Annotated in this window: 32 protein-coding genes; 17 read left to right on the top strand and 15 right to left on the bottom strand. The window is 73.0% G+C overall.

From position 1 onward, the window contains the following. The first annotated feature begins 104 nt into the window (after positions 1-104). Complete coding sequence (locus GGQ55_RS00555; RefSeq protein ID WP_179714623.1) at positions 105-314, top strand: hypothetical protein; 210 nt, start codon at positions 105-107, stop codon at positions 312-314. A 5-nt stretch (positions 315-319) separates the two neighbouring features. Continuing rightward, entirely contained in the window at positions 320-775 is a 456-nt protein-coding gene (locus tag GGQ55_RS00550) for an NUDIX hydrolase (RefSeq protein ID WP_179714622.1), read from the top strand. Here GGQ55_RS00550 and GGQ55_RS00545 read toward each other — a convergent pair. From GGQ55_RS00545 to GGQ55_RS00535, 3 genes are all read right to left on the bottom strand, one after another. Next, positions 772-2,049 (bottom strand): hypothetical protein, encoded by a 1,278-nt coding sequence (locus GGQ55_RS00545; protein WP_179714621.1) that lies wholly within the window; start codon positions 2,047-2,049, stop codon positions 772-774. The genes GGQ55_RS00550 and GGQ55_RS00545 overlap by 4 nt on opposite strands. Beyond that, entirely contained in the window at positions 2,046-3,347 is a 1,302-nt protein-coding gene (locus GGQ55_RS00540) for an SMP-30/gluconolactonase/LRE family protein (RefSeq protein WP_179714620.1), read from the bottom strand. The genes GGQ55_RS00545 and GGQ55_RS00540 overlap by 4 nt, the downstream gene beginning before the upstream one ends. Positions 3,348-3,704: 357 nt before the next feature. Continuing rightward, positions 3,705-5,879 (bottom strand): MMPL family transporter, encoded by a 2,175-nt coding sequence (locus GGQ55_RS00535; RefSeq protein ID WP_179714619.1) that lies wholly within the window; start codon positions 5,877-5,879, stop codon positions 3,705-3,707. Positions 5,880-5,982: 103 nt separating this feature from the next. On the opposite strand from GGQ55_RS00535, the gene GGQ55_RS00530 reads away from it, so the two are divergent. The 3 genes from GGQ55_RS00530 to GGQ55_RS00520 all read left to right on the top strand — a co-directional run bounded on the left by GGQ55_RS00530 (position 5,983) and on the right by GGQ55_RS00520 (position 8,315). Beyond that, positions 5,983-6,759 carry a TetR/AcrR family transcriptional regulator gene (locus tag GGQ55_RS00530; protein WP_218859106.1) on the top strand — a complete coding sequence of 259 codons (777 nt, stop codon included), beginning with the start codon at positions 5,983-5,985 and terminating at the stop codon, positions 6,757-6,759. Positions 6,760-6,859: 100 nt separating this feature from the next. Beyond that, positions 6,860-7,831 carry a ferritin-like domain-containing protein gene (locus GGQ55_RS00525; protein WP_366488481.1) on the top strand — a complete coding sequence of 324 codons (972 nt, stop codon included), beginning with the start codon at positions 6,860-6,862 and terminating at the stop codon, positions 7,829-7,831. A 79-nt stretch (positions 7,832-7,910) separates the two neighbouring features. After that, a complete protein-coding gene (locus tag GGQ55_RS00520) occupies positions 7,911-8,315 on the top strand; it encodes a hypothetical protein (protein ID WP_179714617.1) in 405 nt (134 codons plus the stop codon). A 60-nt stretch (positions 8,316-8,375) separates the two neighbouring features. Here GGQ55_RS00520 and GGQ55_RS00515 read toward each other — a convergent pair whose 3' ends face one another. From GGQ55_RS00515 to GGQ55_RS00505, 3 genes are read right to left on the bottom strand one after another with little or no spacing between them, the layout of a single operon-like run. Then, the gene (locus GGQ55_RS00515) at positions 8,376-8,657 is read right to left on the bottom strand and encodes a DUF427 domain-containing protein (protein WP_179714616.1); all 282 of its coding nucleotides are present in this window, start codon (positions 8,655-8,657) and stop codon (positions 8,376-8,378) included. Positions 8,658-8,693: 36 nt separating this feature from the next. Further along, a complete protein-coding gene (locus GGQ55_RS00510) occupies positions 8,694-9,674 on the bottom strand; it encodes a phosphotriesterase family protein (protein ID WP_179714615.1) in 981 nt (326 codons plus the stop codon). A gap of 32 nt (positions 9,675-9,706) precedes the next feature. Then, a complete protein-coding gene (locus tag GGQ55_RS00505; RefSeq protein WP_179714614.1) occupies positions 9,707-11,203 on the bottom strand; it encodes a class I adenylate-forming enzyme family protein in 1,497 nt (498 codons plus the stop codon). A 125-nt stretch (positions 11,204-11,328) separates the two neighbouring features. Here GGQ55_RS00505 and GGQ55_RS27475 point away from each other — a divergent pair, with 125 nt between their 5' ends. The 6 genes from GGQ55_RS27475 to GGQ55_RS00480 all read left to right on the top strand — a co-directional run bounded on the left by GGQ55_RS27475 (position 11,329) and on the right by GGQ55_RS00480 (position 15,199). Further along, a complete protein-coding gene (locus tag GGQ55_RS27475; RefSeq protein WP_281371281.1) occupies positions 11,329-11,460 on the top strand; it encodes a hypothetical protein in 132 nt (43 codons plus the stop codon). An 18-nt stretch (positions 11,461-11,478) separates the two neighbouring features. After that, positions 11,479-12,165 (top strand): maleylpyruvate isomerase family mycothiol-dependent enzyme, encoded by a 687-nt coding sequence (locus tag GGQ55_RS00500; protein WP_179714613.1) that lies wholly within the window; start codon positions 11,479-11,481, stop codon positions 12,163-12,165. Positions 12,166-12,272: 107 nt separating this feature from the next. Then, entirely contained in the window at positions 12,273-12,716 is a 444-nt protein-coding gene (locus tag GGQ55_RS00495; RefSeq protein ID WP_179714612.1) for an LppU/SCO3897 family protein, read from the top strand. Positions 12,717-12,843: 127 nt separating this feature from the next. Next, positions 12,844-13,380: a DM13 domain-containing protein gene (locus GGQ55_RS00490; RefSeq protein WP_179714611.1), complete on the top strand. Its 537-nt coding sequence runs from the start codon at positions 12,844-12,846 to the stop codon at positions 13,378-13,380. 107 nt (positions 13,381-13,487) lie between these two features. Beyond that, complete coding sequence (locus GGQ55_RS00485; RefSeq protein ID WP_179714610.1) at positions 13,488-13,910, top strand: YciI family protein; 423 nt, start codon at positions 13,488-13,490, stop codon at positions 13,908-13,910. Further along, positions 13,910-15,199 (top strand): RNA polymerase sigma factor, encoded by a 1,290-nt coding sequence (locus GGQ55_RS00480; protein WP_179714609.1) that lies wholly within the window; start codon positions 13,910-13,912, stop codon positions 15,197-15,199. The genes GGQ55_RS00485 and GGQ55_RS00480 overlap by 1 nt, the downstream gene beginning before the upstream one ends. A 6-nt stretch (positions 15,200-15,205) precedes the next feature. Here the strand turns inward: GGQ55_RS00480 and GGQ55_RS00475 are convergent, their stop codons facing one another. From GGQ55_RS00475 to GGQ55_RS00460, 4 genes are read right to left on the bottom strand one after another with little or no spacing between them, the layout of a single operon-like run. After that, positions 15,206-15,580, bottom strand: a complete 375-nt coding sequence (locus GGQ55_RS00475) for a VOC family protein (protein ID WP_179714608.1) — start codon at positions 15,578-15,580, stop codon at positions 15,206-15,208. Between the two features lie 22 nt (positions 15,581-15,602). After that, positions 15,603-16,310, bottom strand: coding sequence for a class I SAM-dependent methyltransferase (locus GGQ55_RS00470; protein ID WP_179714607.1), 708 nt, complete (start codon positions 16,308-16,310; stop codon positions 15,603-15,605). A gap of 3 nt (positions 16,311-16,313) precedes the next feature. Next, positions 16,314-16,646 (bottom strand): hypothetical protein, encoded by a 333-nt coding sequence (locus tag GGQ55_RS00465; RefSeq protein ID WP_179714606.1) that lies wholly within the window; start codon positions 16,644-16,646, stop codon positions 16,314-16,316. A gap of 10 nt (positions 16,647-16,656) precedes the next feature. Next, positions 16,657-17,085 carry a MarR family winged helix-turn-helix transcriptional regulator gene (locus GGQ55_RS00460; protein ID WP_179714605.1) on the bottom strand — a complete coding sequence of 143 codons (429 nt, stop codon included), beginning with the start codon at positions 17,083-17,085 and terminating at the stop codon, positions 16,657-16,659. A gap of 139 nt (positions 17,086-17,224) precedes the next feature. Between GGQ55_RS00460 and GGQ55_RS00455 the strand changes: the two genes are divergently transcribed. From GGQ55_RS00455 to GGQ55_RS00430, 6 genes are read left to right on the top strand one after another with little or no spacing between them, the layout of a single operon-like run. Then, entirely contained in the window at positions 17,225-18,985 is a 1,761-nt protein-coding gene (locus GGQ55_RS00455; protein WP_179714604.1) for a sialidase family protein, read from the top strand. After that, entirely contained in the window at positions 18,982-19,473 is a 492-nt protein-coding gene (locus tag GGQ55_RS00450; RefSeq protein WP_179714603.1) for a hypothetical protein, read from the top strand. The genes GGQ55_RS00455 and GGQ55_RS00450 overlap by 4 nt, the downstream gene beginning before the upstream one ends. A gap of 42 nt (positions 19,474-19,515) precedes the next feature. Continuing rightward, positions 19,516-20,514, top strand: coding sequence for an ABC transporter ATP-binding protein (locus GGQ55_RS00445; protein WP_179714602.1), 999 nt, complete (start codon positions 19,516-19,518; stop codon positions 20,512-20,514). Further along, a complete protein-coding gene (locus GGQ55_RS00440) occupies positions 20,511-21,314 on the top strand; it encodes an ABC transporter permease (protein WP_179714601.1) in 804 nt (267 codons plus the stop codon). The genes GGQ55_RS00445 and GGQ55_RS00440 overlap by 4 nt, the downstream gene beginning before the upstream one ends. Continuing rightward, entirely contained in the window at positions 21,314-22,096 is a 783-nt protein-coding gene (locus tag GGQ55_RS00435) for an ABC transporter permease (RefSeq protein WP_179714600.1), read from the top strand. The genes GGQ55_RS00440 and GGQ55_RS00435 overlap by 1 nt, the downstream gene beginning before the upstream one ends. Positions 22,097-22,130: 34 nt before the next feature. Further along, positions 22,131-22,520: a VOC family protein gene (locus GGQ55_RS00430; RefSeq protein WP_179714599.1), complete on the top strand. Its 390-nt coding sequence runs from the start codon at positions 22,131-22,133 to the stop codon at positions 22,518-22,520. Here GGQ55_RS00430 and GGQ55_RS00425 read toward each other — a convergent pair. From GGQ55_RS00425 to GGQ55_RS00405, 5 genes are all read right to left on the bottom strand, one after another. Further along, a complete protein-coding gene (locus tag GGQ55_RS00425; RefSeq protein ID WP_179722067.1) occupies positions 22,496-22,828 on the bottom strand; it encodes a hypothetical protein in 333 nt (110 codons plus the stop codon). The genes GGQ55_RS00430 and GGQ55_RS00425 overlap by 25 nt on opposite strands. A gap of 193 nt (positions 22,829-23,021) precedes the next feature. Beyond that, positions 23,022-23,456 (bottom strand): GNAT family N-acetyltransferase, encoded by a 435-nt coding sequence (locus tag GGQ55_RS00420; protein ID WP_179714598.1) that lies wholly within the window; start codon positions 23,454-23,456, stop codon positions 23,022-23,024. Positions 23,457-23,459: 3 nt separating this feature from the next. Then, entirely contained in the window at positions 23,460-23,972 is a 513-nt protein-coding gene (locus tag GGQ55_RS00415; RefSeq protein WP_179714597.1) for a DUF6328 family protein, read from the bottom strand. Between the two features lie 6 nt (positions 23,973-23,978). Next, on the bottom strand, positions 23,979-24,251 hold the full coding sequence (locus GGQ55_RS00410; RefSeq protein ID WP_179714596.1) for a DUF2277 domain-containing protein: 273 nt from the start codon (positions 24,249-24,251) through the stop codon (positions 23,979-23,981). A 19-nt stretch (positions 24,252-24,270) separates the two neighbouring features. Next, complete coding sequence (locus GGQ55_RS00405; RefSeq protein ID WP_179714595.1) at positions 24,271-24,903, bottom strand: hypothetical protein; 633 nt, start codon at positions 24,901-24,903, stop codon at positions 24,271-24,273. Positions 24,904-24,919: the final 16 nt, after the last annotated feature.

The raw sequence follows: 24,919 nt of genomic DNA, 5'->3' as shown, positions 1-24,919 counted from the left end.
GGTCGCACCACGGCGCGCGATCCGGGTCTGGAACGCGCCCGCACCTGGCACGGTCGGCGTGGACCCGGCAGCGGTGGCCGGGGCGCGAGCACCCAGGAGGCGCCATGACCTGCACGCACTGCGACGCCGAGACCCAGCGGGGCCGGTTCTGCGTCGGCTGCGGCCGGCGGCTGCTCCCGCCGCTGCAGCCGATGCGGCCGGTCCCGCGGCGTCTCCAGGCCGATCTCGACCTCACCCAGCCGGTGCTCCGCCTCGACCGCGTGCCGCAGCCGCGGGTCCCGCACGTCAGCGAGGTGGCCGCCGGGGGACGATGACGGCGATGGCCAGGACCAGTGCGGGTGTGCTGCTCTACCGGCGGGCCGGGACCGGCGTGGAGGTGCTGATCGGGCACATGGGCGGCCCGTTCTGGGCCAAGAAGGACGCCCACGGCTGGTCGATCCCCAAGGGCGAGGTCGAGGACGGCGAGGAGGCGTTCGCCGTCGCGCTGCGCGAGTTCGAGGAGGAGCTCGGCTCGCCCTGCCCGGCGTCGGACTTCACGCCGCTCGGCGAGGTGAAGGCGAGCGGCAAGTCGATCACCGTCTGGGCGGCAGAGGGCGACCTGGACGCGACCGCCTGCGTCAGCAACACCTTCGAGCTGGAGTGGCCGCCGCGCTCGGGGCGGATGCAGGAGTTCCCGGAGATCGACCGCGCGGAGTGGGTCGACCTGGGCACCGCGCGGGAGAAGCTGGTGAAGGGCCAGCTGCCCTTCCTCGACCGTTTGGCCGGCGCGCTCTAGGGGCCGGCGATCCAGAGCATCTCCACCCACCGGCTGCCGACGTCGCACTGGCCGACCACGAGCGCTCCGGCGTCCTGCCACGCCGGCGCGATCGCCCGGACGTCCGGCCCCAGCGAGCAGCCGACGTCGAGCGGCCCCCGGATCTCGCCGGTGCGCAGGTCGACCGCCCGCGCCCCCTCGATCGCCGGCAGCAGCGCCCACTGCTGCGCGGGCTCCACCGTGAGCGCGTAGTCGAAGATCCGATCGGTCAGCTGCACGAGCACCGGGCCCGCTCCGCCGCCGTCCGGCACCGCGAGGATCCAGGCGCCGTCCGGGACGTCGACCACGAGGAACACGGTGCCGTCGATGCCGACCGCCACCGACTGCGTCTCGGCCCGCTCGGCCAGGCTGGTCACCCGCACCGGCTCCTCGAGGGTGGTGAGCGAGGCGTCGTAGCGCAGCAGCGTGGGGATGCGCAGCTGCGCCACCTCGGTCGGCGAGGCGTCGAAGACGACGGTCGCGCCGCCGCCGGGCCGGGCGACCAGGCCGGCCAGCTGCCGACCCATCGGGTAGACGGAGACGAGCGAGACGTCGTCGATCAGGCCGCGCTGGGCGAGCACCGTGCCGGCGAGCGGATCGACCGCGGACAGCGTCTCGCTGACCCGCCGGCCGATGGTCACCGTGGCGACCAGGTACAGCGTGCGCCCGTCGGGGGAGAGGGCGGTGCGCAGGTCGGCCGACGTCGTCCCCCGCTCGTACGGCACGAGCGGGACGGCGCGGGTGGCGCCGGTGCGCGGGTCCACCACCTCCAGACCGAGGTCGGACGAGGACAGCCGGCCGGCGACCGCCACCGTCCCGTCGGGCAGCAGGTGCGCGCCCACCACGTGGTCGACCCGCGGCACGGCGACCGACCCGGTCACCGCGAAGCCGTCCCCGGTCCGCGCCACGGTGGCCAGCCGCTGCGGCCGCCCCGGTCCCTCCGAGCTGAGGACGACGTACGCGCCGCCGTCCGGGGCCGCGACCGCCTCGTCGGCCCGCCAGAACGCACCCTGGGTCGCCGGCGTCAGGTCGACCGCGGCCCGCAGCGTGGTCAGCGGGCCGGTGCTCGGCGGGGCGTTCGCCGGCGGGCCGGTGTAGGCCGGCAGGCCGGTGGAGGCGGTGGTCGGGCGGCCGGGCAGCGCCGTGTGCGACGGCTGCGGGGAGGACGTCGGCTCCGGCACCGGGTGCGGCTCCGCCGGACAACCGGACGCGATGGCGAGCAGCGCGCCCACCACCAGCAGCCCGGCCCGTGTCACGGACCGACCAGCCAGAGCAGCGCCGTGCGCTGGGCGACCGCCCCGCACTCGCCGAAGACCGCGGCCCCGGCCGCCGTCGGGACGATCCCGCGCACGTGCAGCCCGCCGGCGCAGCCGAGGTCCAGCGGCGGCGGCTGCTCCCCGGTGCGCAGGTCGATCGCCCGGACGCCGCCGAGCGAGGGCAGCAGTGCCCACTCCTGCGCCGGCTCGACCTCCAGCGCGTAGTCGTGCGCGGGATCCGGGAACTGGGCGAGCACCGGGCCCGCGCCACCGCCGTCGGGGACGGCGAGCACCCAGTCGCCGTCCCGGACCTCGACGACGACGAAGACGGTGCCGTCGGCACTCGTGGTGACCGCCTGCGTCTCGGCGCCCTCGGCCAGGTCGGTGAGCCGCACCGGGTCGCCGGCGGGGTTCAGGTCGGCGTCGAACGGCAGCAGCGTCGGGAGCCGCTCGAGCCGGGCGGCGACCGGTGAGGCGTCCAGCAGCAGGCTCGCCCCGCCGCCCGGGCGCGACTCCAGCCCGGCCGCCTCGAACTTCGCCGGGAACACCGAGACCCGGGCGATGTCGTCGGTGACCGCGCGGCGGCCGACGACCTGCCCGGTGTCCAGGTCGATCGCGACCAGCTGCTCGGGGAACTCCTGGCGCCGGCCGATCGAGGTGACGAACAGGTAGGCGCGGGAGCCGTCGGCCGACACCGCGGAGCGGCCGTAGGGGATGACCACGGTCCGGTCGAAGCGGACGGCGACGGTCGTCCGCGCCTGGCCCGTCGCCGGGTCGACGACCGCGAGGCCGTAGCCGCCGGCGGCGTCGTCCACCGGGCCGAGCGCGCCGACGACGACCGCTCGCCCGTCCGGCAGCACGTGCAGGTCGGCGAGATCGGTGAACGGCGGCAGGTCGACCGCGCCGGTGACCGCGCCGTCGGGGGAGACGGTCGCCAGCCGCGGCGGGGAGCTGTCGACCGGCCGCAGCGCGACCAGCACCCGCCCGTCGGGCGTGGCGGCGGCCGCGGCCGGCACGGAGAAGACGGTCGGCGTGGCCGGTGTGAGGTCGACCGTGGCGTGCAGGAGGGTGAGCGGTCCGAGGCTGGGGGGCGCCCCGGCCGGCGGCCCGCCGTAGGCCGGCCGGTCGGTGCTCGCGCGGGTGGCCAGCGCCGGGCGGGGTTCCTCCCCGGAGGCGCTGGCCGACGCGCGCGACGGCGTGGGGGTCGGCTCGGCGCGGTGCTCGGTCGCGGGGCAGCCGGTCAGCGTCGCCAGGACCAGCACGGCGATCGCGACCCCGGCCAGCCGGCGCCCGGTCATGCCGACGAGCCTGGCACCGCGCGGCCCTCCGCGACAGCCGCGACGTCTCGCTCCGGTAACGCCCCGGCGTCGTTGCGAGTTTTCGGGCTGCCGGTCTGCCACGGTCCCCGCACCCCGTTCCGGGGTATCGGACCTGAGGAGGCCCGGGATGTCGTGCTCGCACTGCCATGCTTCGGAACAACCCGCCGGCCGCTCCCGCAGCCGCTTCTGCGTGAGCTGCGGTCGCCGCCTGCCGCCGTCCGCACTGCCCTCCCGCCGGGTGCTGCAGCGGATCGCCCCCGAGGCGGCTCCCACCCCCGCCTGACGCGCTTTATCGCGATAAAGCACGCGTGCTTTATCGCGATAAAGCGCAAGGGGTTACACGAGGGCGGGGTGTTCCGCGGGGGTGGCGGGGGCGTCGCTCTCGCGGATGCCGTAGCGGGCGTAGAACCGGCGCAGCGGACCGGGGGCGTACCAGTTGGCCCGGCCGAGCAGCCGCATCGTGGCCGGCACCAGCAGGCTCCGGACGACGGTGGCGTCGATCAGCACCGCGATCAGCATCGCGACGCCGATCATCTTGATGAACGTGATCCCCGACAGGGAGAACGCCGCGATCACGATCATCAGCAGCAGCGCGGCGCTGGTGATGATGCCGCCGGTGCGCTGCAGCCCCGTGGCCACCGCCTGGGTGTTGTCGCCGGTCAGGTCGTACTGCTCCCGGATCCGCGACATGAGGAACACCTCGTAGTCCATCGAGAGCCCGAAGACGATCGCCAGCACGAGGATCGGCTGCGTCGCCTCGATGAACCCGGTGGGCTCGAAGTCGAGGAACCCCGACAGGTGACCCTCCTGGAAGATCCAGACCAGCGCGCCGAACGAGGCGCCGATCGACAGCACGTTCATGACCAGCGCCTTGATCGGCAGCACGATCGAGCCGAAGGCCAGGAACAGCAGCACGAACGTGGTGAGGACGACCATCAGCGCCATCCACGGCAGCAGCGAGCCGAGGCTGGCCAGCAGGTCGGTGATCTCCGCGCTCCGGCCGCCGATCAGCGCCTGCCCGCCGTCCGGCGCGGGGACCTCGCGGACCGCGCCGACCAGGTCGCGGGCGGCCTGGTCCACCGGGTCGCCGGCGTAGGCGATCGAGACGCGGGCGGTGTCGCCTGCCGCGGCCGTGACCTGTGCACCGTCCACGCCCGGGACGGCGGCGACCGCGCTCGTGTAGGACTGCAGCGCCGCCTGGCCCTCCGGTGAGGCGACCGCCTCGGGCAGGGTGACGATCGCGGTGATCGGCCCGTTCGGCGACTCCGGGAAGTCCTGCTCGATGGTCTCGGCGACCACCCGGCTCTCCGTGCCGGCCGGCAGCACGCGGACGTCGATCCCGCCGAACTGCACCCGCAGGAACGGCAGCGCCAGCGCGACCAGCACCCCGGTGACGACGACGGTGTAGAGCACCGGGCGGCGCATCACGCTGTGCGCCAGGCGGTACCAGAAGCCCTGCGACTCGCTCGTGACGTCGCGCGGGGGCAGGCGGAACAGCCGCCGGAACAGCGGGCGCACCGACAGCGCGTCCACCCGCGGGCCGAGCATCCCGAGCAGCGCCGGCAGCAGGGTCAGGGCCGCCAGCATCGCGATGAGGACGGCGCTCATGCCGCCGAAGCCCATCGAGCGCAGGAACACCTGCGGGAAGATCAGCAGCCCGGCCAGCGAGATCGCGACGGTGAGCGCCGAGACGCTGACCGTGCGCCCGGCCGTGGCCATGGTGCGGGCCACCGCGTCCTCGACCGTGGCCTGGCGGCGGATCTCCTCGCGGAACCGGCTGACCATGAACAGCCCGTAGTCGATCGCGAGACCCAGGCCCATGATCGTGACGACGTTGACCGCGAACACCGACACGTCGGTGAAGCTGGTGAAGGCGCGCAGCGCGGCGAACGAGCCGAGGATCGCCGTCCCGCCGATCGCCAGCGGCAGGCTGGCCGCGGCGAGGCTGCCGAAGATGACGACGAGCAGCAGGAGCAGGACCGGCATCGAGATCGACTCGGCGCGGCCGATGTCGGCGCTCACGCGGCTGTTGATGTCCTCGTTGATCACCGCGTTGCCGCCGACCCGCGTGGTCAGACCGGGCGCGTCCACGTGGTCGCGGATCTCGGCGGCGTCGCCGTCAGGCCCCAGGCTCAGGACGGCGTAGGTCGCGTGCCGGTCGTCGCTGACCAGCGGCGCGGCACCGGTGCTCCAGAAGGTGACCGTCTTCGCGACCTCGCTCGCCGGCAGCGCGCCGAGGGTCTGCGTGACCGCGTCGCGGAAGGCCGGGTCGTCGACGGTCCGGTCCCGGCTGGAGTACAGGACGACGACGTCGGCGCTGTCGCGCCCGAGGTGCGCGGCGGCGACCTCCGCCGCGTGCGCGCTCTCGCTGCCGGGGTCGTCGAAGCCGGCGCCGGTGAGCTTGCCGAAGACGCCGGTGCCCCACACGGCAGCGCCCGCGACCAGCAGCAGCGCGAGCGCCACCACCCACCGCCGGCGCCGGTAGATCACTCGCCCGAGTGCCTCGAACATGACGTCTCCCGTGTTACCGTCGATCACCGAAGTGAACAGCGTTAGCGAACGGCGCTCACTCTGCATACACTGTTCACGGAAGTCAAGCGGGAAGGCGCGAGTCATGACAGATGCCATGTCGGCCGGGGTGTCGGTGGAGCCCCTCAGCCGGCGCGACCGCGTGCGCGCCGACACGGTCCGCGAGATCAAGGACACCGCCCGCCGCGTGCTGGTCGAGCAGGGTGGCGAGGGCTTCGCGCTGCGTGCGATCGCGCGGGAGATGGGCATGAGCGCGCCGGCCCTGTACCGCTACTTCGACAGCCGGGAGAACCTGGTCGAGCACGTCGTCGCCGACCTCTACGACGAGCTGGTGGCGCACCTGGTGGCCGCGCGGGACGAGGCCGACCCCGCGGTCCCCGCCGTCCAGCTGCTCGCGTGCAGCCGCGCGTTCCGGCGCTGGGCGATCGGCCACCGGCAGGAGTTCGGCCTGCTGTTCGGCGGCGCAGGGGACGGCGTCGTCCCGTCGACCGACCGGTTGCACAACGACCCGGACAGCCCCGCGCACGCCGCCGCGCACCGCTTCGGCGAGGTGTTCGCCGCGCTGATCGCGCAGGTCTTCCTCGAGCGGCCGTTCCCCGTACCGGCGGAGGAGGACATCGACCCGGCGCTGGCCGAGCAGCTGCGCGGGTGGATGGCGGAGTTCCCGGCCGAGCTGCCGCTGGGCGTCGTCCGCGTGTTCCTCAGCTGCTGGGTGCGGCTCTACGGACTGGTGGCCATGGAGATCTTCGGGCACCTCAAGTTCGCCCTGGACGACGCCGGCTCGTTCTTCGAGGCCGAGCTGCACAGCGTCGCCGACCTCCTGGGCATCGCCGACGCCTACGCGCTGGTCCGGAGGGCGTGAGCTAGCTCACGCAAGCATTCCGCTTGCTGGAGTTAGCACTGCAGGTCAACGGGGCATGGCTGAAGAGGTCAGGACGTTTCCGATGTCTGGAGTTCTCCCAGTGACCGCCAACGCCAAGATCCTCAACCAGCTCCGTGCGCTCGTGCTGCTCACGCAGACCGAGGAGCAGATCGCGCGGACGCGGATCTCGCAGGCCCGCACCGACGCCGTCCGACGTGAGCTGAACCAGAACGCCGACCACGCGGCGGAGCGGACGCAGGCCATCACCGACCAGCTGCGCGCCCTCGGCGGCGTGCCGGACGTGGTGACCCCCGCGATCGGCCGGCTCTCCGCCGTCCTCAAGGCCACCTTCGAGCAGGCCGAGCCGCTGGAGGAGGCGCTGCTGCAGGACCTGCAGCTCGAGCACCAGCTGCTCGACCGCGCCACCTACCTGAAGGTGCTCGCCGAGAAGGCCGAGCTGCCCAAGGTGCGCCAGCTCGCCGAGCGGCTGATCACCGCGCACGAGGCCACCGTCGAGTGGCTGACCGTCGTCCTCGCCGAGGAGGCCATCGGTGGGCCGGCCGCGCTGCAGCCGACGCCGCTGCAGCGGGTCGCCGGTGGTGCCGCGAACGTGGCGATCGCCCCGTACCGCTTCGTCACCAACCGGGTGAACGAGACCCTCGACAGCGTCGCGCAGCGGCGCGAGCAGGCCGAGGAGCGCCTCGGTGAGGTGGCCGGCAAGGCCGGTCAGCTGACCGGCGCGGTCCGCGAGACCCTGGCCGCCGGCCGGAGCGCCTCGCTGCGCCGCGCCGAGCGGATCGCCCGCCGCGAGGGCCGCAAGGACGAGGCGAACCTGGTCAAGGCCGCCCGCGAGGAGCTCGGCGACGTCTCCGCCGACGAGCTGCCGATCAAGAACTACGACTCGCTCGCGCAGCCGGACGCCATCAAGGCGGTCAAGCAGCTGAAGACCGCGCACGACATCAACGTCGTCATCCGCTACGAGGAGACGCACAAGAACCGGTCGAGCGTGGCCAGCGCCGCGCAGACGCAGCTGGCCGCCCTGGCCAAGGAGGCCGTCGGCGTCTCCAGCTGACGCACCTAGCACGCGGACGAGGCCCGCATCCCCGACGCCGGGGGTGCGGGCCTCGCGCGTGCTGCGGGAGGGTGGGGGCATGGACATCACGCCCGAGGCGCTCGCGGGGGAGTTCTCCCTCACCACCGCGGCCACCCGTCTGGACTTCCTCAGCCGCCGCGACGACGGCGGCTCCGCCCTCAACACGGTGACGGAGGTCGACGAGGACGACTGGCGGGCGATCGCCACCGGCGGGACGTCGCTGGACGTCCACGAGTCGCTGGAGCTGCTGGCCCTCGGCGAGGTGGTCAGCCGCAAGGCGCACGACAGCCGGCTGACCGGGATGCGGGCGGCGCTGCGCGGCGGCGCCGACTGGGAGGAGATCGGCGCGGCCCTCGGGATCGCGCCCGCGCAGGCGTGGGACACCTTCCAGGACCTGCTCGCCGGCGAGGACGCCGACGACGCGGCGTCCGCGCAGGCCCTCGCCGGCACCCGCCCGGCCTGAGGCCCCCTCGCAGGGGCCCGCCGCGAGCGTGCGAGTGGCGGGGGGCGAGGGGGTCCTTTTTCAACTGACGGTGACGCCGTGCCAGAAGGCGACGCGGTCGGTGATCTCCTTGGCGGCGTCCTTGGGCTCCGGGTAGTACCAGACGGCGTCGGCGTTGACCTGGCCGTCGACCTCGAGGCTGTAGTACGAGGCGGTGCCCTTCCACGGGCAGATCGTGTGGGTGTCCGACGGGCGCAGGACGTCCTCGCGCAGGGACGCGCGCGGGAAGTACGCGTTGCCCTCCACGGTGACGATGTCGTCGGACTCGGCGAGAACGGTGCCGTTCCAGGTCGCGGTAGCCATACGCGCGACAACTACAAGACTCAACCGTCTGTTCCGCTACTCGAAGTACCGCCGCGGGGTGTCGACGAGCATCTGCCGCAGCTGCTCCTCGGTGAGCCCGCGCTCCCGCAGCAGAGGCAGCACGTCCTGGCTGAGGTGCCGGAAGTTCCAGTTCGGCTGGACCTGCTGGAAGGCCGCCCGGGCCGCGGGGTCGGGGAAGTAGTCGATGAAGCAGCTCGCGTCGTGGGCGAGCACCATCCGGTCGGTGTAGCCCCGCTCGGCCATGGCGACGATCGTGTCGACCCGGTTCGCCGTCGGGTTGAAGATGTCGAGCCCGAACCGGTCCATGCCCAGCAGGCAGCCGGCCTCGGCCAGCTCGCTGAGGTAGTCGAGGTCGTTGCTGTCGCCGGCATGCCCGATCACGACCTTGGTCAGGTCGACGCCCTCGTCGCGGAACACCTGCAGCACCAGCCGGCCGGCCTGGGTGGGGGACGACGTGTGCACGGTGATCGGCGCGCCCGTGGCCCGGTGCGTCGCGGCGCAGGCGCGCACGGTGCGCTCGACCCCGGGCGTGAGGCCCTTGGCCTCGACCACGCACTTGAGGAACGCCGCCTTCACGCCGGTGTCGGCGATGCCGTCGCGGATGTCGCGGGTGAAGTCGTCGACCATCGGGTCGGTGGGCAGGTCCAGCGGCAGCCCCGGCCCGCGGTTCTCGTACTGGTGCGGGATCTCGTCGTAGGTGTAGAGCCCGGTCGCCACGATGATGTTGAGGTCGGTCTGCTCGGCCACCCGCTGCACCCGGGGGATGTAGCGGCCCAGCCCCCACACCGTCGGGTCGACGATCGTGTCGATGCCGAGCGACTTGAGCTCGTTCAGCTTCTCGACCGCGTCGGCGACACGCTCGTCCTCGTCCCACCACGAGCCGATCCCGTAGTTCTGGACATGCTCGGTGGACACGACGAACACGTGCTCGTGCATGAGCGTGGCACCCATGTCGGCGGTGTCGATGGGGCCACGGACGGTCTCGACGGTGGGCACAGTTCTCCTTCGGTCGCGGGGGGAGGATCGGGTCAGCGGACGGGTTGCCAGTCGGTCTGCTCGCGCAGCGGCGGCTTGAGCACCTTGCCGCCGGGGTTGCGGGGCAGCGGTTCGGCGCGCACCGCGACGTACTGCGGCACCTTGAAGTCGGCGAGCCGCTCCTTGGCGAACACCACCAGCTCCTGCGGGTCCAGCTCGTGCCCGGGCAGGGGGACGACGACGGCGCCGACCTTCTCGCCCATCATCGAGTCCGGGACGCCGACCACCGCGACCTCGCCGACGGCCGGGTGCGCGGCCAGCGCGTTCTCCACCTCGACGCTGTACACGTTCTCGCCGCCGCGGTTGATCATGTCCTTCTTGCGGTCGACGACGTAGACGAGCCCCTCGTCGTCGATGCGCGCCAGGTCGCCGCTGTGCAGCCAGCCGTCGACGAAGGTCTCCGCGGTCTGCTGCTCCTTCTGCCAGTACCCGCGCACGATGTTCGGCCCGCGGATCAGCAGCTCACCGACCCGGCTCTCCGGGTCGGGCTCGTCCAGTTGCAGGTCGACCACCGGCGCCGGGAACCCGACGGAGTCGGCGTGCGCGGCGGCGTACTCGTCGGGCAGGTAGGTCGACACCGACGAGGTCTCGGTCAGCCCGAACCCGTTGCCGACGCGCGCGGTCGGGAACGCCTGCTGGATGCGGTGCACCAGGTCGGGCGCGATCGGCGCGCCGCCGTAGCTCAGCGAGATCACCGACGAGGTGTCGATCTCGGCGAAGTTCGGCTGCTGCAGCGCCAGCCAGTAGATCGCCGGCACGGTGGTGAGGACGTCGACCCGTTCCTCCTCGATCGCCCGCAGGAAGGCCTGCACCTCGAACGCCGGCATGATCACCGACTTCCCGGCCACCGCCGTGACCACCAGCAGCTGCGAGTTGCAGCCGGTGACGTGGAACAGCGGGACGGAGATCAGGGTGGTGCGGGGCTCGCGCGGCAGGCCGAGGCAGCGCAGGCAGGTCTCGATGTTGGACAGGAAGTTCTCGTGGGTGGTCATCGCACCCTTGGGGAAGCCGGTCGTGCCGCTGGTGTAGAAGATGCCGGCCAGGTCGGTGTGCGCCTGGTCGGTCGTCTCCACGGGGTCGCCGTCCGGCAGCGGGCTCCCCGGCTCGAACACGTACGCGGCACCGGAGTCCTCGACGACGTAGCGCACCTCGGGCTCGGCGAAGCGGGTGTTCACCGGGACGACGACCGCGCCGGCCAGCAGCGTTCCCCAGAACGCGTAGACCCAGTCGTTGCCGTTGGGCAGCCGGTTGGCCACGCGGTCGCCCGGCCCGACGCCGGCCGCCCGCAGTCCACCGGCGACCCGTACCGCGCGGTCCCACAGCTGCCGGTAGGTGGCCCGGTCGCCGCCGAGCTCGACCAGCGCCTCGGCGGCGGGGGAGCCGTCGACGGCGGTCCGCAGCATCTGCACCAGGTTCTGCGGCAGCCCGGTGTAGCGCCGGACGCCGTCCGGCCCGGTCTGGGTTCCACTGCGGTCGAAGGGGTAGGGCATACCGGCCTCCCGAGACGTCGTCGTCCGAAGCAGCCCGAGTCTGTCGTGACGACCCTGCATCCGGAAAGCCCAGCCCGGGCGAAGCATCCCGGTACCGCCGGGAAGGCGATCCAGGAGGAACCTCGATGAGCAGCTCGGAGCAAGGGCCCCCGGACGCGCAGCGGCGCCGCGCGCGCCTGATCGTGATCGGCGGGCTCGTGCTCGTCGTCGTGATCGTGGCGGTCGTCTGGGTGGTGATCTACACGGTCGCATCCTGAGCCGTTAGCGTCCGCGTCGTGATCCCCGAGACCTTGCCCTGGTGGGAGGACGGCGAGAAGCACCTCGCCACCGCGGTCGGCCGGCTGGTCGACGAGGACTTCGACCGGCCGTCGCTGCTGCCCGGGTGGACGCGGGCGCACGTCCTGGCCCACGTCGCCAACAACGCCGACGCGCTGATCAACCTGCTCACCTGGGCGCGGACGGGCGTCGAGACGCCGATGTACGCCTCCCAGGAGGCGCGCGACGCCGGCATCGAGGAGAAGTCGGCGCTCCCACCCGACCAGCTGCGGGCGCAGGTGCTCGCCGCCACGCAGCGGCTGGTCGCCGCCGTCCGCGAGATGCGCGAGCCGGACTGGGCGGCGCACGTCCGCACCAACCGCGGCCGGGAGGTGACCGGCGCCGACATCCCGTGGATGCGCTGCTGCGAGGTGTGGGTGCACGCGGTGGACCTCGACGCCGGCGTCACCTTCGCCGACGTCCCGGAGGACGTGCAGGCGGCGCTGGTCGACGAGGTGTTCCGGGTGTGGGACCGCCGCGAGGAGGCGCCCGACGTCGTCCTGTTCGCCGGCGACCGGGAGTGGGGGACCGGCTCGCTCGCCGTCGCGGGCCCGCTGCCGGCCGTCACCGCCTGGGTGACCGGCCGCGGTGCGGGCGAGGGGCTCGAGGCGGACGGTCCGCTGCCGACCCTGCCGGCCTGGCTCTAGAAACTTCCGGCAACAACGAGTCTCACTGCGGCGTGTCACCGCTTACGTACGGAACGTCGTCGGGGAAGGTGTGCCGACCTCGCACAGCCACCTCCCAGGAGATCCACATGACCACGACCGGACCGGACGTCCAGCCGCCTGCGCAGCCCGGGCAGCCCTACCAGCAGTGGGGCCCGGACCAGCAGCAGCAGCTCGCCACGCCCCCCGCTCCGGCCCCGGCCAAGAGCAACGTCAAGAAGTGGGGCTCCATCGCGGGCGCCGTCGTCGTCGCCGGTGGGCTCGCCGCGTTCCGCCTGACCGGTGGCTTCGGCGCCGGCGACCCGAGCGTCGGTGACTGCATCGAGCCCGACGGCAGCTCCTTCGACATGGTCGCCTGCGACGACGAGGCGGCCGCCTACAAGATCGTCGGCGTCGAGGAGAAGAAGCAGAACTACGGCGACTTCCAGAACGACCCGGACGTCTGCGCCTCCTTCCCGACCGCGGTCTACGCGGCCTGGTACGGCGACCAGCTGACCGAGGACGGCACCGTCTACTGCGCCGAGGAGATCTGACCTCTCCGCTCGTCCCGACGCCTCTCCGGCCACCCGGCCGGAGGGGCGTCGGCGTCTTGTCCACAGGCCGGATCGGCGCGTCCGGAGGCCTGATGCGCGGCCGCCGGCGCCACTACCCTCCGCCGCCATGGCTCTCCGGCGCAGGACATGGATCTGGCTCGGCGCGGCGGTGCTGGTGGTGCTGGCCGCGGTCACCCTGATCTGGTTCCAGCCGCAGAAGCTCTTCTACGACGACCGCGTGAACGAGGCGCTGCCCAGCGTGGCCGCCGAGGAGTCCGCGATGCCGTCGGGGACCGCGTCGCCGTCCGCACCCGCCGGCCCGGTGGAACTGGCCACCGGCACCTTCATCTCGCGCGAGCACGACACGGTGGGGACGGCGAAGGTCCTGCAGCTGCCGGACGGGAGGGTGATCGTCCGGTTCGAGGGCTTCGAGACCTCGAACGGGCCGGTGCTCGTCGTCTGGCTGTCGAAGAACCAGGCCAACGGGGACGACGACGCCTTCGACGACGACTACGTCGACCTCGGCCCGCTCAAGGGCAACATCGGCGACCAGAACTACGAGGTGCCCGACGGCGTCGATGCGACCTCGTACACGAGCGTCGTGGTCTGGTGCGACCGGTTCAACGTCTCCTTCGGTGCCGCCGACCTGCAGCCGGTGTCCTGATCCCCCGGTAGAAAAAAGTTCGCGGCCGGTTGTCGATCCGCCGGCTCGCCGTTCGACGTGCGTGCAGTGCGGGGATCACGCCTCGCCACCGACGGAGGAGCAGACCGATGCGCTACATGGTGATCGTCAAGGCGACCGAGGACACCGAGAACGGCGTCCTGCCGACCCAGGAGGAGTTCGCCGAGATGGGCGCCTACAACGAGGAGCTCGTCAAGGCCGGCGTGCTGCTGGCCGGCGAGGGCCTGACGCCGAGCTCGAAGGGCGCCCGGGTGCGGTTCGGCAACGACGGGCGGACCACGGTGCTCGACGGCCCGTTCGCCGAGACCAAGGAGCTGGTCGCCGGCTTCTGGATCCTGCAGGTCTCCTCGCGCGAGGAGGTCCTGGAGTGGGTGAAGAAGGCGCCGTTCCGCGACGCCGAGGTCGAGGTCCGCAAGGTCGCCGAGGCCGAGGACCTCGGCGAGGCCTACACCGCCGAGCTGCAGGAGAAGGAAGCGCAGCTGCGGGCGCAGTCCGCGGCGCAGCACGCCTGATGAGCGACCCGGCGTCGACGGCGACGGTGGACGTCCACCGCGTCGTCGACGCCGTCTGGCGCATGGAGTCGGCCAAGCTGCTCGGTGCGCTGACCCGCGTCACCGGGAACGTCGGGCTCGCCGAGGAACTGGCGCAGGACGCGCTGGTCGCCGCGCTCGAGCAGTGGCCGGCCGACGGCGTCCCGGACAGGCCCGGTGCCTGGCTCATGTCCACCGCCAAGCACCGCGCCATCGACGCGTTCCGCCGCGGCGCCACGCTGCAGCGCAAGACCGCCGAGCTCGGCCGGGAGCTCACCCAGGCCGACGAGCCCGACTGGGCGGCGCAGCTCGACGAGGTCGTCGAGGACGACGTCCTGCGGCTGGTGTTCATCTCCTGCCACCCGGTGCTCGGCCGCGAGGCGCGGGTCGCGCTCACCCTCCGGCTGGTCGGCGGCCTGACCACCGACGAGATCGCCCGGGCCTTCCTCGTGCCCGAGGCGACGCTGGCGCAGCGGATCGTCCGCGCCAAGCGCACGCTCACCGCGGCCCGGGTGCCGTTCGAGGTGCCGGCCGGCACGGAGTTCACCGCCCGGCTCTCCTCGGTGCTCGAGGTGGTCTACCTGGTCTTCAACGAGGGCTACGCGGCCACCGCCGGCGAGGACTGGATCCGCCCGACGCTGTGCCAGGAGGCGCTGCGGCTGGGCCGCATCCTGGCCGAGCTGACGCCGGGGGAGTCCGAGGTGCACGGCCTCGTCGCGCTCATGGAGATCCAGGCCTCCCGGCTGCGGGCGCGGGTCGGCCCGGACGGCGCACCCGTGCTGCTCGGCGACCAGGACCGCAGCCGCTGGGACCGCGTGCTCATCGGCCGCGGCCTGACCGCGCTGGACCGGGCGCAGGCGGTCGGCGGCAGCCTCGGCCCGTACGCGCTGCAGGCGGCGATCGCGGCCTGCCACACCCGCGCCCGCTCGGTCGAGGAGACCGACTGGGTGCGGATCGCCGCGCTGTACGAGGCGCTCGCCGAGCTGACGCCCTCGCCGGTGGTCGAGCTCAACCGTGCGGTCGCCGTCTCGCGCGCCTACGGGCCGGCAGCCGGCCTGGAGCTGGTCGACGCCCTGCGCGAGGACGACGTGCTGCGCGGCTACCACCTGCTGCCCAGCGTCCGCGGCGACCTGCTCGAGCAGCTCGGCCGGCTCGCCGAGGCGCGCGCGGAGTTCGAGGAGGCGGCCGCGCTCACCCGCAACGAGCGGGAGCGCGCCCTGCTGCTCGACCGCGCCGCGGCCTGCGCCGGTTCGCCCGGCGAGCTCGCGTAGGCGTCGTCAGCCGGCGTCGAGGACCTCGTAGAAGCCGAGCTGGTTCCCCCACGGGTCGGTGAAGTCGGCCCACCGCGCGAGGCCGGGCAGCGATGTCGCCGCCGAGACCGGCGTCCCGGCGGCCTCCACCGTGGCGCGGGCGGCGTTGAGGTCGTCGATGCCGAAGCGCACCCGGGTGACCAGGGGACGCACCGGCCCGGTCACCCCGACCACCTCGAGCCACGTCTCGCCGTCGCCGACCCGCCACGCGAGGACATCGCCGCCCTGCGGGTCGAACTCCGGCGCCCTGCCGAGGACCAGGCAGAAGAAGCGGCGAGCCCGCTCGAGATCGTCGACCTGCACCTGCAGCGTCATCCCGAACGGCTTCGGCACGTCGGTCACCGGGGCATCCTCGCGCACGCGGTCAGCCCGCGCGGCGGCAGAGGACGACGAACTCGCGGCCCGGCCGGTCGGGCGCGTCGCGGACGTCGTCGACCACGAATCCCGCCTCGGCCAGCGACCCGTCCAGCTCCGCGCGGGTGCGGAACCGCAGCGTGGAGTCGGAGGTGAGGACGCCGTCCTCGAACACGAACGTGGTCCGGAAGGAGACCCGGCCGTCGCGGACGTCGGTGACGTCTTGCCACGTCTCGACGTCGCCGATCCGCGTCGTCGTCCGCTCCGGCGTCCATTCCCGCCAGGCCTCCCGCTCGGGCCGCCGGGTCTCGAACACGAACCGGCCACCCGGGCGCAGCGCCGCGTGCACCGCCCGCAGTGCCGCGGCCCAGTCGTCGTCCTCGAGGAACACCTGGGCGACGTTGCCGGTCATCGTGACCAGGTCGGCCTGCAGCGGCGGGAGAGCCGTCGCGTCCCCGAGCACCCAGCGCACCCGGTCGGCGTGCGGTTTGCGGCGGGCCACCTCCAGGGACGCGGCGGCCGGGTCGACCCCGACCACGTCCAGTCCCCGTTCGGCCAGCAGGCAGGCGAGAGTCCCGGTGCCGCAGCCGACGTCCACGACGCTGCGCGCGCCGACCTCCTCGGCGAGCGCCAGGTAGGGGGCGAGGTCCTCGCGGCCGCCTTCCAGGACGTCGTAGAGCGCGACGAGCCGTGGCTCGGTGAAGTGCGCGTCGGCCATCGGTCAGCTGCGCGTGAGCCGGGCGGCGTGGTCCTGTTCGGCCGGCCGCACGGGTGAGGGCGCGGAGCTCACCAGCCGCCAGGTGCCGTTCGCGAGCGCGCCGTCGATCAGCTCGCGCACCCGCCGCTCGTCGCCCGGCTCGGCGGCGAACAGGATCCGCAGCCGCACCTCCTCGCCGGCCCGCTCGGCACCGGTGAAGTGCGGCGCCAGCGGGCACGGTGGGTCGTGGTCCCAGCTGCCGCAGAGGGCGACGGTGATCGCCGCGCCCGGCGCGCGCTCGTCGTCGGTCGGGTCCATCGCCACGACGGCGTCGTGGGCGAACGGCGTGCGGGTCATGCACTCATCCTCAGTCCGGCTGCGAGTTCTCCACCAGGTGCGCGAGCAGCCGGCGCAGCAGGGCGACCTCGTCGTCGTCCAGACCCGCCCTGAGCCGGCCGTCGAACGCGGCGGCCGACCGCCGCAGCCGGACGAACAGCGCCTCCCCGGCCTCGGTGAGCGCGACCTGCTGCACGCGGCGGTTTGCCGGGTCGCGCTCGCGGGTCACCAGCCCGGCGCGCTCCAGCCCGTCGAGGTGGTGGGTCAGCGTGGGGGAGCGGACGCCGACCGCCGCGGCGAGCTCGCCCTGCGTCCGGTGCCCGCCGTCCTTCAGTGACGAAAGGACCAGCCAGGTGGCACCGGAGCCGCCGACTGCCGAGAGGTGATCGTCGAAGGCCCGGTCGAGCGCCTTGGCCGTGCGCGCCACGAGCAGACCGAGGGGGAGCTCGCCGGGCGCCATGACGGCAACCGTAGACGTCTAACCGTTAGCTCCCTAAACGCCGCGCTGAACTGCATCACGTGAGACCGTCACCTCTGACCGGCGCCCTCGTTGGATCGGCATGCGACTCGGTCGGGGATCAGCGAGGACTCGGATCACGGTGGCTGCCGCAGGTGCGGCCGCCCTGGCGGCGGCCGTCGTGCTGCCTGCCGACGCGGCGGCACCGACCGAGGGGTCGGTGAGCGACACGGCGACGTCGACCACCTGGACGGCCGGCCCGTTCGTCGCCCCGAACGCCAGCGCGCAGGCCGGCGACCCGGTGTGCGGCTCGGAGCAGCTGTGCGACGACTACACGCTGCACGTCAGCACCCCGCCCGGCTACGGCGACGGCCACCAGCTGGCCATCTCGGTCTCCTGGGCGAACACCGCGGCCGACTTCGACCTGTACGTGCTCGACGCCGCGGGCGACGTCGTCGGCACCTCGGCGTCCAGCGCCGACCCCGAGCAGGTGCTGCTCCCGCCGGACACCGGTGACTACACCGTCCGCGTCGTCCCGTTCGCGCCCCTCGGCGAGTCCTTCACCGGGACGGCGCAGCTGACCACGACCCCGGCCAACCCCGCTCCGGCCACCTTCCCCGCACCGGCCTACGGCACCTACGCCGCACCCGAGAGCCTGGGCGACGCGCACAACGCCGGCGAGCCCTCGATCGGCGTCAACCCGACGACCGGCGCCGTGATGTACCAGTCGTACCTGTCGACCTACCGCGTCGGCTTCTCGGGCACGTCCGCCACCTGGCAGGACAAGAGCGCCAACGCCGGCAACGGCTGCCCGCTGGGCAGCACCGAGAGCCTCGACCCGATCCTCTACACCGACCGGACCACCGGGCGCACGTTCGAGTCGCAGCTGGCCGGCAAGACCGCGCTCACCTGCTACACCGACGACGACGGCGACACCTGGACGACGACGACCGGCTCGGGAATCAACTCCGGCGTCGACCACCAGACGATCGGCGGTGGCCCCTTCGCCGACAACGGCCTGGGCGCGCTGACCGGCTACCCGGACGCCGTCTACTACTGCTCGCAGGACATCGCCGATGCGCTGTGCGCCAGCAGCCACGACGGCGGCCTGACCTACGGCCCGGCCGTCCCGATCTACGACCTCACCCAGTGCGGCGGCCTGCACGGCCACGTCAAGGTCGACCCGGTGACCGGCACCGTCTACGTGCCGAACAAGGGCTGCGGCTCCGGCCAGGCGCTCGCGGTCTCCGAGGACAACGGCCTGCACTGGAGCGTCCGGCCGGTGCCCGGCTCCACCCCCGGCGACTCCGACCCGTCGGTCGGCATCGGCAGCAACGGCACCGTCTACTTCGGCTACCAGGCCGCCGACGGGCACGCCCGGATCGCGGTCAGCCACGACCACGGCGAGACGTGGGTCGACGGTCAGGACGTGGGCGCCCAGCTCGGCGTCCAGAACGTCGTCTTCCCGGCGATGGTGGCCGGCGACGACAACCGGGCCGCGTTCGCCTTCCTCGGGACGATGACCGGCGGCAACTACCAGGACACCGCGAACTTCACCGGTGTCTGGCACCTCTACGTCGCCACGACCATCGACGGCGGGCAGTCGTGGAAGACCGTCGACGCCACGCCGAACGACCCGGTCCAGCGCGGCTCGATCTGCACCGGCGGGACGACGTGCGGGGACGACCGCAACCTGCTGGACTTCATCGACGTGACGGTCGACGGGCAGGGGCGGGTGCTGGTGGCGTTCGCGGACGGGTGCACCGGCACGTGCGCGGCGTCCGGCGGGGCGCAGAACTACGACGCCCTGGCCACGATCGCCCGGCAGACCGACGGGCCGCGGCTGTTCAGCGCCTACGACCCGGCGACGACGACCACGAAGACGAAGAAGGGTCACAAGTGAGCCGTCGACCGCTGCTCGCCCTGCTGCTGCTGGCGGGTCTGCTCGCGGGCTGCGGCGACCAGGGTGCCGAGGCCGCGTCGTCCTCCTCGTCGACGAAGCACGAGGAGGACGAGGGGGAGGAGGTCGGCGCCGAGCGATCGGGTACGCCGGCGACGGTCGACTGCCCCGCCGACGCCACCCCCGTCGACGTCCCCGGCGACCTGTCGGCCCCGCTGCCCCAGGGCACGGTCGTGGTCGCCGTCGACCAGCGCGACGACGGGCGGACGGTGCTCACCGGCGTGGTGCCCGCGGCCGAACCCGACGTCCTGGCCGACCTCCAGCAGGCCTACGCCGCCGCCGGGATCACCCTCACCGAGGGCGAGACCGAGGAGCGCGACGCCGAGTCCAACTTCACCGGCAACGGGCTGACCGGCCGCTGGGGGATCCGGGCGCTGGAGGACTGCACGCCCGCCGCGACCCGGATCGACCTCGTCGTCCGCAGCTCCTGAAATCGGCACGACCCGAGCCGCGTGCCCGGTTAGGTTCGGGCCGTGGACGACGACGATCCGGTCATCCGGGTGCGCGAGCTGCGCAAGACGTTCCGGGTGCCCGAGCGCGAGGCCGGCCTCAAGGCCTCGCTGAAGAGCCTGGTCCGCCGCACGCACCGCGACGTGCACGCCGTCGCGGGGGTGTCCTTCGACATCGCGCCGGGTGAGGTGGTCGGCTTCCTCGGGCCCAACGGCGCGGGCAAGACGACCACGCTGAAGATGCTCTCGGGGCTGCTCTACCCGACCTCCGGTGAGGCCGTCGTCCTCGGCCACACGCCGCAGCGGCGGGAGAAGGACTACCTGCGGCAGATCACCCTGGTCATGGGCAACCGCAACCAGCTGCAGTGGGACATCCCGGCCGGGGACTCCTTCGAGATGAACCGGGCGATCTACCGGATCCCGGACGCGGAGTTCCGGCGCACCCGCGACGAGCTGGTCGAGCTGCTCGAGCTCGGTGACCTGGTCAAGAAGCCGGTGCGCAACCTCTCGCTCGGCGAGCGGATGAAGGCCGAGATCTGCGGGGCGCTGCTGCACCGCCCGCGCGTGCTGTTCCTCGACGAGCCCACGATCGGCCTCGACGTCACCGCGCAGAAGCGCATCCGCGCGTTCCTCGCCGAGTACAACCGCCGGCACGGCGCCTCGGTGCTGCTCACCAGCCACTACATGGCCGACGTCCAGGCGCTGTGCCGCCGGGTGATCGTCATCGACGGCGGCGTCGTCCTGTACGACGGCGGCCTGCGCGAGCTGACCACGCGGTTCTCGCCGCACCGGACGCTCACCGTCACCCTGCCCGACCCGACCCTCGACCTGTCCGGCTACGGCGAGATCGTGCAGCCGCCGGACGACGAGGGGCGGGTCGTGCTGCGGGTGCCCACCGAGCGCAGCTCCGAGGTGGCCGCGGCGCTGCTCACCGGCACCGGCGTGAGCGGGCTGACCATCGAGGACCCGCCCGTCGAGGACGTCATCGAGCAGGTCTTCGCCGGTTCCCGGGAGCCGGCGTGACGGGCCTGCTCGGCTTCTACCGGGTCGTGGCCGCGACCGCGGTGCAGGCCCAGTTCCAGTACCGCACGGCCAACTACCTCTACATGGTCGGCATGGTGGCCGAGCCGATCGTCTACCTCGTCGTCTGGCAGACCGTCGCCCGGGCGCAGGGTGGCGCGGTCGAGGGCATCACCACGGGGCAGTTCGCCGCGTACTACATCGTCTGGACGCTGGTCCGGAACATGAACATCGTCTTCACGCCCTACGGGTGGGAGGAGCGCATCCAGCAGGGGGAGCTGTCCGGGCAGCTGGTCCGGCCGGTGCACCCCATCCACTACGACCTCGCCTACTTCGCCGGGTGGAAGGTCGTCGTCATCGTGCTGTGGCTGCCGATCGCGGTGGTGCTCTCGCTGCTGTTCCGGCCCACCTTCGACGTCAGCTGGCTGGAGGGCGTCGTCTTCTTCCTCGCGATCTGGGGCGCCTATCTGATCCGGTCGCTGCTGCTGTGGGTGCTCGGCATGGTCACCTTCTGGACGACGCGGGTCGGCGCGCTCTACCAGCTCTACTTCACCGCCGAGCTGCTGCTCTCCGGCCGGCTCCTGCCCCTGGCCCTGCTGCCGGCGTGGGCCGCGACGGTCGCGAACTTCTCGCCGTTCCCCTCGACGTTCGGCTACCCGATCGACGTGCTGGCCGGGGACCTCTCCACGTCCGAGCTGTTCACCGGGCTGCTGCAGCAGGCGGTCTGGATCGCCGTCGGCGCGGTGCTGGTCGCGGTGGTCTGGCGGGCGGGGATCAAGCGCTTCTCGTCGGTGGGTGGCTGATGGCGCGCTCGGTGGTCGGCACCTTCGTCCGGGTCGGGGTGCAGAACGAGCTGCAGTACCGGGTCAACTTCGTGCTGAGCCTCGTCCAGTCGCTGGTGTCGGTCGGCACGTCGCTGGCCGTGCTCGCGCTGGTGTTCCTGCACACCGACTCGCTGCGCGGCTGGAGCAGCGACCAGCTCGTCGTGGTCATGGGCGTGTTCGTGCTCATGGGTGGGGTGGTCCGGTCGGTCATCCAGCCGAACATGCAGCAGCTCATGGTGGACGTCGAACGCGGCACCCTCGACGGGCTGCTCACCAAGCCCGCCGACAGCCAGCTGCTGGTCAGCGCCCGGAAGTTCGACCTCTGGCAGGGCGTCGACGTGCTCGTCGGCGCGGCCCTGGTGGTGGTCGGCCTGGTCCGGATCGGCCGGCCGGTGAGCGTGCCCGACGTGCTGGCGTTCGCGCTGACCCTGCTGCTCGGGATGGTCGCGTTCTACTGCGTCTGGCTGCTGCTGTCGGTGAGCGCGTTCTGGATCGTGCGGGTCGACTTCCTGGTGGAGCTGTTCGACGGGCTGTACCAGGCCGGGCGGTGGCCGGTCGGCATCTACCCGGGCTGGCTGCGGATCGCCTTCACCTTCCTGCTGCCGCTGGCGTTCGCGATCACGGTGCCGGCCTCGACGCTGACGCGCGAGGTCTCGGGGTGGGTGCTGCTCGGCGCGGTCGCCTTCACCGCCGTGCTGTTCACCGTCACGCGGCTGGTGTGGCGGTACGCGCTGCGGCACTACACCGGCGCCTCGGCTTGACGCCATCCGGTTGTGCGCCACTATCCTGCGGCGCATGGCGCGGCTCTTCGCCTACCGCAGTTACCGCGACGCCCCGGCCGTCCTCGACTGGCTGACCGCTCTCGGGTTCGACGTGGTCCGGCGCCAGGACGACGAGGGCGGCCGGGTGCTCCACAGCGAGGTCCGGCTCGGGGACGTCGTCCTGATGATCGCCTCCGCCGACGCGGAGTACGTGCGCGCGCCGCTGGTCGGCAGCTCGACGGGCGACGGTCTCTACCTGCTGGTGGACGACGTCGACCGCTGCCACGACCGCGCGGTGGCGGCCGGCGGCCGCTCGGTGTTCGGCCCGGAGCACACCGAGTGGGGGACCCGGCGGGCCCGGGTGCTCGACCCCGAGGGCGGGGAGTGGAGCTTCGGCAGCTACGAGCCGGGCGTCGCCTGGTGATCCCCGCCGAGCCGCTCGAGGAGCAGCCGCGCGAGGCGGAGCGCCGGCTCCCCTGGTTCCGGGCGATCGGCGGCGGCGCGCAGCAGGTCGGCCAGCGGGACGGCGACGGCGGGGGAGAGGCCGGCGATCCACCCGGCGCTGGCCGCCCGCGCCTCGGCGACGTGCTCGGAGCCGCCGTCCGGGCGGTGCGCGACGACCTCGGGGCGGCTGGCGAGCAGGCCGCCGACACGCCAGTCGCCGGCGGTGCTGCGCGCGGCGAGGGCGGTGAGCCGCTCGGCCGCGGTGCGCAGTAGCGCGGCGTCGTCCATCGGTGTCACCCCTTGACGGTACAAATCGCCGCCGCTTCGGCGCTTTCTGTGCTCAGCTGACCGATCCGGCGGTGCGGTTCGTCGGAAGCAGACGAAGCGGAACAGCATCGTCTTCGATAGTCTCGCCATGGCCACGGGCGTCCTCCCGGCGTCACGGGGGCGCCGGGAGGACGGGGGGACCCGTCGGCCGGCATCAGCCTCGCCGCATCGGCAGGTGCGGGATGCCGTCCTCGACGTAGTCCGGCCCGCTGCGCCGGAATCCGAAGCGCTCGTACCAGCCCTCCAGGTAGGCCTGGGCACCGAGCACGATCGGCTCGTCGCCGCACAGCGCCATACCGGCGGTCATCAGCTGCGCGGCCAGGCCCCGGCCGCGCCAGGCCGCCGCGGTGGCCACCCGGCCGATCGCCCAGCCGGTCTCCTCGCGCAGCACGCGGATCGTGGCGACCGGCACCCCGTCGGCCTCGAACCACAGGTGCACCGTCGTCGGCTCCACGTCGCGGCCGTCGAGCTCGGGGTAGGGGCACTGCTGCTCCACGACGAAGACGTCGACCCGCAGCCGGCACAGGCCGTACACCTCCAGCCCGGTCAGCTCGGCGAAGGGGGCCTGGCGGAGAACTGGTTCGGTCACCGCCTAATCGTCGGGGTTGTCGTCGAGCGACTCGATCTCGCCCCGCGATCGCTGTACGAACGGCACGACGACCCAGAGGTAGACGAGCAGCACCTCGATCAGGCCGGCGGTCCACCAGGCGCGGGCCCGGCCGAACAGGACGTCGACGACGAGCAGCACCGCGGACGCGATCGCGACCGCGAGCACGAGCAACCCCGCGTAGGCCATGAGGCTGCTGCGCCTGAGCAGCCGCTCCTTGTCGTGCTGGCGGAACAGCACGCGGTGCTGCGCCGCCGGCGCGATGAGCAGCGCGGTGGCCACGGCCGCGGCCACCAGGGTCACGAAGTAGACGTCGCGCTGGAAGTCGGTGGTCTGGCCGCCGCGCTGCTGGAAGGGGACGACGAGGAGGAACGCGAAGAGGAACTGGACACCCGGCAGCGCGACCCGCAGCTCGTTGAGCAGCTCGATCAGCTCGCGGTTGATCCGCTGCGAGCGGGTCTCGCGCTCCCGTCCCTCGTGCTCGGTGCCGGCGGCCATGCGGTTCTAAGCGGTGCCGTAGCGGACGGCGGCCCGCTGCCGCGCCTTGGCCGCCTCGACCTCGCGGTCCTTGGGCGGCGCCGTCGTCACCAGCGCGTCGAGCAGCCGCGCCGAGGCAGCGGCGACCTCGGCGACGGCGTGCTCGAACGCGGCGGTGTTGACCTGCGACGGCCGCGTCGTCCCGCTGATCTTGCGGACGTACTGCAACGCGGCCGCCTGGATCTCGTCGGTCGTCACCGGCGGCTCGAAGTTGGCCAGCGGTCGGATGTTCCGGCACATGGCCGGCAGCCTACGGACCTCAGACGACGAAACCGGCCCGGTCGATCCGCCGGTGGTAGCGGTCGCCGAGCTTGCCGCCGAGCACCGCGCCCACGAGCGTGACCACGAGGATCGCCACGAGCGTGATGATCGCGGCGGTGGTCGCGGCACCCTCGTCGACCGGGATGCGCGGCAGGTTCAGCTGCTCGAGCACGTTGTACTGCGCGCCCAGGACGGCGCCGGCCAGCGCCAGCAGCAGGACGACGACCAGCCCGATCACCCAGACGGCCAGCCCCTGCCGGACGCCGTCGAAGCGGGCCATCCGCCCGGCCACGTAGCCGCCGGCCAGGTAGGCCAGGAACAGGACGACCAGGACGGCGATCCCGCCGGCGATGCCGAGGGTGTCGGCCTGCGCGGCCGCCTCGTCGGCGGTGTCGACGCCGTTGGTCAGGCCGATCGCCACACCGGCCGCGGACAGCAGCGCGATGAGCACGACGGCCAGGCCGTTGGCCGACAGCCAGCCGAAGAACGCCGCTCCCCACTTGATGCCGCCGAAGCGGGCGCGTTGCGCGGCGACCGCGTCGCGGGCAGCACCGCGGGTGGCGTGCGCTCCCTCGGTCGTCGTGGTGGACGCCGTGGGGTCCGTGCCTGCGGGTTCCTGCGTCGTTGCCATGCGAGCCTCCTCGGTC

The sequence above is a fragment of the Petropleomorpha daqingensis genome (genome assembly GCF_013408985.1).
In the GTDB taxonomy this organism is placed as follows: Bacteria; Actinomycetota; Actinomycetes; order Mycobacteriales; family Geodermatophilaceae; genus Petropleomorpha; species Petropleomorpha daqingensis.
This window is presented reverse-complemented; position numbering and strand designations above follow the sequence as displayed.

What these genes read in the sequence shown, in the direction of transcription:
- GGQ55_RS00555 (WP_179714623.1), top strand. Translation starts at nt 105, where the DNA reads ATGACCTGCACGCACTGCGACGCCGAGACCCAGCGGGGCCGGTTCTGC.
- GGQ55_RS00550 (WP_179714622.1), top strand. Translation starts at nt 320, where the DNA reads ATGGCCAGGACCAGTGCGGGTGTGCTGCTCTACCGGCGGGCCGGGACC.
- GGQ55_RS00540 (WP_179714620.1), bottom strand. Translation starts at nt 3,347, where the DNA reads ATGACCGGGCGCCGGCTGGCCGGGGTCGCGATCGCCGTGCTGGTCCTG.
- GGQ55_RS00535 (WP_179714619.1), bottom strand. Translation starts at nt 5,879, where the DNA reads ATGTTCGAGGCACTCGGGCGAGTGATCTACCGGCGCCGGCGGTGGGTG.
- GGQ55_RS00530 (WP_218859106.1), top strand. Translation starts at nt 5,983, where the DNA reads ATGACAGATGCCATGTCGGCCGGGGTGTCGGTGGAGCCCCTCAGCCGG.
- GGQ55_RS00520 (WP_179714617.1), top strand. Translation starts at nt 7,911, where the DNA reads ATGGACATCACGCCCGAGGCGCTCGCGGGGGAGTTCTCCCTCACCACC.
- GGQ55_RS00515 (WP_179714616.1), bottom strand. Translation starts at nt 8,657, where the DNA reads ATGGCTACCGCGACCTGGAACGGCACCGTTCTCGCCGAGTCCGACGAC.
- GGQ55_RS00505 (WP_179714614.1), bottom strand. Translation starts at nt 11,203, where the DNA reads ATGCCCTACCCCTTCGACCGCAGTGGAACCCAGACCGGGCCGGACGGC.
- GGQ55_RS27475 (WP_281371281.1), top strand. Translation starts at nt 11,329, where the DNA reads ATGAGCAGCTCGGAGCAAGGGCCCCCGGACGCGCAGCGGCGCCGCGCG.
- GGQ55_RS00495 (WP_179714612.1), top strand. Translation starts at nt 12,273, where the DNA reads ATGACCACGACCGGACCGGACGTCCAGCCGCCTGCGCAGCCCGGGCAG.
- GGQ55_RS00490 (WP_179714611.1), top strand. Translation starts at nt 12,844, where the DNA reads ATGGCTCTCCGGCGCAGGACATGGATCTGGCTCGGCGCGGCGGTGCTG.
- GGQ55_RS00485 (WP_179714610.1), top strand. Translation starts at nt 13,488, where the DNA reads ATGCGCTACATGGTGATCGTCAAGGCGACCGAGGACACCGAGAACGGC.
- GGQ55_RS00480 (WP_179714609.1), top strand. Translation starts at nt 13,910, where the DNA reads ATGAGCGACCCGGCGTCGACGGCGACGGTGGACGTCCACCGCGTCGTC.
- GGQ55_RS00470 (WP_179714607.1), bottom strand. Translation starts at nt 16,310, where the DNA reads ATGGCCGACGCGCACTTCACCGAGCCACGGCTCGTCGCGCTCTACGAC.
- GGQ55_RS00465 (WP_179714606.1), bottom strand. Translation starts at nt 16,646, where the DNA reads ATGACCCGCACGCCGTTCGCCCACGACGCCGTCGTGGCGATGGACCCG.
- GGQ55_RS00460 (WP_179714605.1), bottom strand. Translation starts at nt 17,085, where the DNA reads ATGGCGCCCGGCGAGCTCCCCCTCGGTCTGCTCGTGGCGCGCACGGCC.
- GGQ55_RS00435 (WP_179714600.1), top strand. Translation starts at nt 21,314, where the DNA reads ATGGCGCGCTCGGTGGTCGGCACCTTCGTCCGGGTCGGGGTGCAGAAC.
- GGQ55_RS00430 (WP_179714599.1), top strand. Translation starts at nt 22,131, where the DNA reads ATGGCGCGGCTCTTCGCCTACCGCAGTTACCGCGACGCCCCGGCCGTC.
- GGQ55_RS00425 (WP_179722067.1), bottom strand. Translation starts at nt 22,828, where the DNA reads ATGGACGACGCCGCGCTACTGCGCACCGCGGCCGAGCGGCTCACCGCC.
- GGQ55_RS00415 (WP_179714597.1), bottom strand. Translation starts at nt 23,972, where the DNA reads ATGGCCGCCGGCACCGAGCACGAGGGACGGGAGCGCGAGACCCGCTCG.
- GGQ55_RS00410 (WP_179714596.1), bottom strand. Translation starts at nt 24,251, where the DNA reads ATGTGCCGGAACATCCGACCGCTGGCCAACTTCGAGCCGCCGGTGACG.
- GGQ55_RS00405 (WP_179714595.1), bottom strand. Translation starts at nt 24,903, where the DNA reads ATGGCAACGACGCAGGAACCCGCAGGCACGGACCCCACGGCGTCCACC.